The 5,834-nt window shown below is 35.9% G+C and carries 6 protein-coding genes; 3 read left to right on the top strand and 3 right to left on the bottom strand.

All coding sequences use genetic code 11. From position 1 onward, the window contains the following. Nucleotides 1-868: 868 nt before the first annotated feature. The 3 genes from CXF89_RS17945 to CXF89_RS21230 all read left to right on the top strand — a co-directional run bounded on the left by CXF89_RS17945 (nucleotide 869) and on the right by CXF89_RS21230 (nucleotide 3,727). Nucleotides 869-2,086: a ParA family protein gene (locus tag CXF89_RS17945; protein ID WP_121955359.1), complete on the top strand. Its 1,218-nt coding sequence runs from the start codon at nucleotides 869-871 to the stop codon at nucleotides 2,084-2,086. Beyond that, nucleotides 2,086-3,177 (top strand): ParB family protein, encoded by a 1,092-nt coding sequence (locus tag CXF89_RS17940; RefSeq protein ID WP_121955358.1) that lies wholly within the window; start codon nucleotides 2,086-2,088, stop codon nucleotides 3,175-3,177. Before CXF89_RS17945 ends, CXF89_RS17940 begins: the two co-directional genes overlap by 1 nt. 388 nt (nucleotides 3,178-3,565) lie before the next feature. After that, the gene (locus tag CXF89_RS21230; protein ID WP_180961425.1) at nucleotides 3,566-3,727 is read left to right on the top strand and encodes a hypothetical protein; all 162 of its coding nucleotides are present in this window, start codon (nucleotides 3,566-3,568) and stop codon (nucleotides 3,725-3,727) included. A gap of 373 nt (nucleotides 3,728-4,100) precedes the next feature. Here the strand turns inward: CXF89_RS21230 and CXF89_RS17935 are convergent, their stop codons facing one another. From CXF89_RS17935 to CXF89_RS17925, 3 genes are all read right to left on the bottom strand, one after another. After that, nucleotides 4,101-4,358, bottom strand: a complete 258-nt coding sequence (locus tag CXF89_RS17935; RefSeq protein WP_024590313.1) for a hypothetical protein — start codon at nucleotides 4,356-4,358, stop codon at nucleotides 4,101-4,103. Between the two features lie 104 nt (nucleotides 4,359-4,462). Beyond that, nucleotides 4,463-4,801, bottom strand: coding sequence for a hypothetical protein (locus tag CXF89_RS17930; RefSeq protein ID WP_024597508.1), 339 nt, complete (start codon nucleotides 4,799-4,801; stop codon nucleotides 4,463-4,465). 31 nt (nucleotides 4,802-4,832) lie between these two features. Continuing rightward, on the bottom strand, nucleotides 4,833-5,834 hold a 1,002-nt coding region (locus CXF89_RS17925; protein ID WP_121955357.1), incomplete at its 5' end, for a vWA domain-containing protein.

The raw sequence follows: 5,834 nt of genomic DNA, 5'->3' as shown, positions 1-5,834 counted from the left end.
AAAACATTAATAACTGTAAAATATCCACGTAATATACAGAAAAAAAACGCGAAAGCTTTCGCACTAACTTTCGCAGTTTTTACGAAATTTTGTTAATAAATTCCACGATAATTTATATCTGTAATAAGAGCTTTTATATACAAATACATACTAATTATGTTGATCAAAATGTATACAACTCTAGCTATGTCTTCACTATTTCCAGACTTCATAATTGCAGCGTAAAAAAATAATTGGCAAAAAATTGATACAAAAGCATAAGCATAACGCTTTGTTATAATAGACATACATTTTCTCCAGTTTTTGTTTGTCACATTCTCAATTCTGCAATAAGCCAGCCACATTTTTTCAAACGTTCAAACAAGCATTTAATGTGTTTTAAATCAAGTTGTTACAACATTAAATTTATGAGTGTTTTAGACGTATACATATTTAATGTGTAAAAAGTTTAAGAAAGAAATGATAGTTTTATAAAAGTGTAAAAAATGAAGACACTTTTCTACTTTTCTGCAAAAAAACTGTAATTAATACAGAACACATGCTCTGCATTTAAACGACTTTTGATAAGATACGATGACAAATGCAATAACCAATCGGCTCTATTTTTTATGGCCACTGAGTTGCCCGACGTCATTACGCACGGATAAAGCCACTTTACAGAATTGACTAAGTATTTTATTTCATTAGTCATAATCATTTTATTGCGTTTTCAGCATTTTGGAATCGCGATATATATGGGAATAATTGCACACACCAATACACGAGTCATGTATCAAAAAATGACTCGCATTACAAAAATCGGTATACACAGTTATACATATTATGTACTATCACTTTACTAGAATAATTGTTAAGTATGAGGTTTTTCATGAGTTCAGAAAACATAGCTAAAACTGATAGAGATTTTTATAATTTAAGTGTAGGCGCAACCAATCATAAAGAAGCGCGTAATAGAAGATTGTTGAGTAATAACCAGAAACAACTTCGCAACTTTACTCGTAATGAAAGCAAAGACTATTTAGGTGTACATGCGGCTACTATAGATAAATACACAAAATTAGCTAACATTGACCCTCGCAGACATGATGATTCTCAGTGGTCACTGGACTTAGAAGAAATATACAAGGTACGTGATCTAATGCCTCAAGATTTGAGAAAAGCGGAAAAATTCAACCGTGGATCAAATCAAAAACTCCAAGTAATCGCGATACAAAATCAAAAAGGTGGCGTAGCTAAAACAGCTACTGCGGCTACACTAGCTTCTTGCCTAGCAACAGAGTTCCATCAAGAATTTCGCATTGGCCTAATTGATATGGATGCACAAGCAACATTGACCACCTTTTACGCTACGAAGTCAGAGGCGTTGGGTGAGCTATCATCTGGTGATTTGATTACTGGGAACTATGAGCTAGACGAAGGTGAAACAAAGCAGCAAGTGATCTCAAATGCATTCTTACCAACAACAATACCAAATTTACGTATCCTACCGGCTGCACAATCAGATAGGGCTTTAGACAACTGGTTTCACGAACAAGTTATAAATAATAAAATTGAAAACCCGTATTCAATTTTAAAAAACATTATCAATGAAGTTGAAAGTGAATTTGATATAATTATCATAGATACCCCACCGAGCCTAGGCTTCCCAACGTATAATGCTTACTACGCAGCGACGGGTATTATCTACCCATTAGGTGTAACTGAAAGCGATATTGATGCCACAAGTTCTTACTTTGAATTTATTCAGCAAGTGTGGGCTATTTTAAAAAAAGCAGGTCATCCCGGCTTCGATTTTATGAAAATGTTACTTACTAATTTTAAAGAAGGCTCAACAACAACGACAGGATTGATGACTGGTTTGTGTGATGATTTCTCGGACTATTTATACTCAAAAGAGTTTAAAGCATCTGAGGCTGTTTCTAATTGCCAAGCATCAATGGCTACTGTCTTCGATATGTCCAAAAGTGAATACGACAAAAGTAAATCTTCATTTCTAAAAGCTCAAGTAAATGGGTATGAAGTAACAAGTCAGGTATATAGAGATATTGCAAAAGTATGGCGTGAAAGCAGTAAGGAGGAAAAATAATGGCAAAAAAACGTGGCTTTAACAATCCGACAGGTGGTGTACCAGGTGGAGAAGATGCGATAGTAGACGCAGCAATAAGTAAAATACAGCATCTATCAAAGGATCTAAAATCTGCAATTGAAAGCTCAAATCAAAATACAAATGCAGTGCTTAAAGAGTTCTTTGGTTTAAGTTCAGTTGGGGAAAGTAAAGTATGGACTTTGAAGTCAGGTAAAAAAGTAGAATTCACACCTGTTACATTGTCTTATGAAGAAGTACGCGATAATACCACCGTCACGTTTGAGGTAAACGGACGATTCCAAGACGATTTAACCCTTGAGTCATTACAAGATCTAAACTCAATTCTTACGCAACAATATACACCGGCCATTGCAAGGTTACTTGATGGGAAGATGGATATATTAGACGGCTCACGTAGGCGTGCCCGTTTTTTATATGAAGAAGGAGCGATTAAAGAGTTTCACCTTCTCGTTTCTAGCGAAGATATAAGCGTCAGTGATGCGAAAGCGTTAGCAAAAGAGCTTCAATCGGCAAAGGAGCATAGCTTAAGAGATATTGGTTTGCGTTGTCAGTTGATTAAAGATAATCACTTTAATGAGACTGGCGAAACCTTAAATCAAACTGCATTAGCAGAACAGCTCGGTGTTAGCCAAAGCTTAATAAGTAAAGCGCTCACTGCTGCTTCGGTAAAAAAGGAAATGCTAACGCTTTTCCCTGATGTGAACACGCTCGCTATTGCTGACTATAAACTTCTCAAGCAAGTGCAAGACGAACTTGAAAGTAACAACTTTCTTGATGGATTTTTAGATGAAATCGAAACTGATATTATTAACATAGATGATAACCTTGCGGCCGATGAATATAAAAGTGCTGTTTTAACTCTTATTAAAAATGCAAACAAAAAACTTACTGCCAAACCGAAGGATAAAGCGGTTACAACTAAACTGTTTGACTGTAAGGGTAATCAAAGAACAGCTAAAAAAACTGAAAAGGGTAGAAAGGTAAGTTATACATTTGACAAAATTACTGAAGAGGCTAAACGAGAAATCGAAGAAGCTATAGTAGCGCTCTTGGAAAAACATAACCAATAACCTTGATAAAAACCTGCTGATTAGCAGGTTTTTTTGTGTTTTTTATACAAGATTTATTTATTCTTTATTTGTCTTGAAAACAATAACTTACAACAAAATATCGCAAATTATTCCAGCGATATAATACACGTTATTCCTTTACTTACTCTGTTCACCCTACTCTCTTAACAACCAGGTAATAGCCTCAAGTTTACGGTATTTTGCTTTTTACAACCTATAAACTACTATAATCCTTATCATAAAAAACTAAAAAAAATATTTATGAAAAACGTAAAACATAAAGCCTGCTCACTCTATAGAAGCGAATGCATGGGCTGATGCTCTTTTTTACGAATGGAACGGATCTGGAATACCGTTTGATGTAACCTGCTTCGACTCAGTGCCGCCAATGCTCAAAGAAGTGCATGAAGCCCTTTCTGTTACATTAGGTTATGCATCGTGGAATGAGCTTATAAAGCATGTATCATGCCCACATGAACCAATTTACATAACAGCAGAAAACAACGTCCATGAAGCTCTAGGCGAACGATTGTCGCGCTACATTAAGTAATCTAAGTGAATACGTTCTCAGTAATAAGCGGCCTATCGCTATGCCCTATACTGATTACGTGCCGTCATTAGCTGATTGGGTTGAGTGTTTAAATAGAGTGCCCAGAATTGATGGAACTTGGAGCAAAACAGATAAAAGCTGGAAGGATCATTTCTACACTACTCCTGGTTTAGATTAGTGTTTATCAGATTGGTTTTCCGGCAGTGAAATTTAAGCAAAAAAAAAGCGCCCAAAAGGACGCTTTAATTAAACAGATTTATTTCAAAATCAACTAGAAGACCTATTGGCTACCAAGTAAAGACCTCCAGCAAGTGTGCTGAATGTCACCAAAACCACAATTACCGTAGCTATTTGATAAATACTTGTGTCCATATTATTTGTCCTCTTTGTTGTATTGCTTTGAAATAGTAAATGAAACGACAACCGCAGCTACAGAACAAATTAATGCTCCTATAGCTTTAACTAAACCTTGAATTTGTAACTGGTGGCACACATCTGCAACTTGGCTTATGCAAACTCCAAAAGAGTCTTCTAAAGCTCCTACAATTAAGCTGGGTATGAAACCAACTAATATAGCCATCAGAACAAGTTCAACAAGTATCTGGTCGAAGTTTTTCTTTTTATTACTCATTGCTTATCCTCATATTTGAGGGGGAGCAATCCCAAAAGGGAGAGCGACCCCCTTTTGGGTTAATGTTTAAGGCAATTATTTAATTGCCGGTGTTAATTCTCATATTAATGCTGAGAATGTATTTCGTATTGTTCTGCTAAGTAATCTATTTCACTTACTGATTCAGTAAGATCATAAATCGGCTCTAAGAAGTTATTAGCTTCATTGTAAATATTAAAAATCAAACCCGATAATGCTGGGTTGTTTTCAATAATCAATGCATCTAAATGCTTCAACTCAGTACGAGTTATCTGTTCACCATAAGATACAGCGCAGTAGAAACTTCCTACTTCAATATCTAATGATGTCAAATCACTTTGATGAATAATTTCACCACATACAGTAGCTGCAATAACTTGAACAACAGTTTTTGCATAGCCTGAAACGATTTCTGTTCCATCCATAACACGCTCCTACATACGATATTTTACAGAGTTAAAATATGTTTGATTTTACTATTTTTGATAACGCAGTTTTTAGGTTTGAAACGCACTCTAGATTCGTAAAGTATTTATCGTCTAAACCATCTATGTTATCTCTAGTCATACCCACACCTAATACAGCTATGCTTATACCCAATATCTTTGCCAGCTCTAAGGCCTCAATGAATGACCCCGGACAACTAGGCTCACCATCAGTTACGAGGAATAAGCACTTCTTATCTTCAGATTGGCGATTTAGTCTCATTAATGCAGACTTCATTGCCTCACCGCTTGGAGTGTATAAATCAGAACAAACTTGAAAGCGTTTTGCATCGATATATTTTTGGTTGAAAGGTTTTGCTATATATAGGCACATCTCAGACGAGTAAAAACCAATCTCATTTGTAACTTGTAAGCTTTGCAAACCCTTAGACATTGCTAATGCTACCGCGTTAGCAATCTCTTGATAGCCACCAGCCATAGAACCTGACGCATCTATTAAAATACTAATAGCGGCGCTCAGTTCGTTTTCTATTAATGGTGTTTTGAAAATGCGATCATCACCTAAAACCGATCCAACTAGTTTTTTGCTAGATAATTTTCGTCCACGATTTCTAAAACCATTCAACTCCTCTGTGTCATCAATTAACGCTCTGTGTAGGGTACGGTAAACCGCCTTGCCTGCACTGGGTATTAATTCAGGATTATTAAAAGGTAACCCCATCTCTTTCCATTTATTCGTTACAGGTAACGTATTACTAAATATATCTCGGAGTTCGGAATCATCTTCAGAAGGGCTAAAATTTTCTGCTTCTTGTCTCAATTCTTCGGCTATCATTTCATGAAAGTCAGGTACTTCAATATTATCGTCTTCGATAGCATCTATAACTGACTTAATGATTCGTGAAGTTTGATTACCGTTTTCTTGGTCTTCAGCAGAGGCTTCATTTCCATTAGTATCCGTACTTGAATCGTCTGATTGCTCACCGTCTGATTGCTCACCATCTGATTGCTC

Source organism: Pseudoalteromonas sp. MelDa3 (assembly GCF_002863625.1).
GTDB classification, from domain to species: Bacteria; Pseudomonadota; Gammaproteobacteria; order Enterobacterales; family Alteromonadaceae; genus Pseudoalteromonas; species Pseudoalteromonas arctica.
This window is presented reverse-complemented; position numbering and strand designations above follow the sequence as displayed.

Coding starts and splice junctions, on each gene's coding strand:
- CXF89_RS17945 (WP_121955359.1), top strand. CDS start 869: ATGAGTTCAGAAAACATAGCTAAAACTGATAGAGATTTTTATAATTTA.
- CXF89_RS17940 (WP_121955358.1), top strand. CDS start 2,086: ATGGCAAAAAAACGTGGCTTTAACAATCCGACAGGTGGTGTACCAGGT.
- CXF89_RS21230 (WP_180961425.1), top strand. CDS start 3,566: ATGCTCAAAGAAGTGCATGAAGCCCTTTCTGTTACATTAGGTTATGCA.
- CXF89_RS17935 (WP_024590313.1), bottom strand. CDS start 4,358: ATGAGTAATAAAAAGAAAAACTTCGACCAGATACTTGTTGAACTTGTT.
- CXF89_RS17930 (WP_024597508.1), bottom strand. CDS start 4,801: ATGGATGGAACAGAAATCGTTTCAGGCTATGCAAAAACTGTTGTTCAA.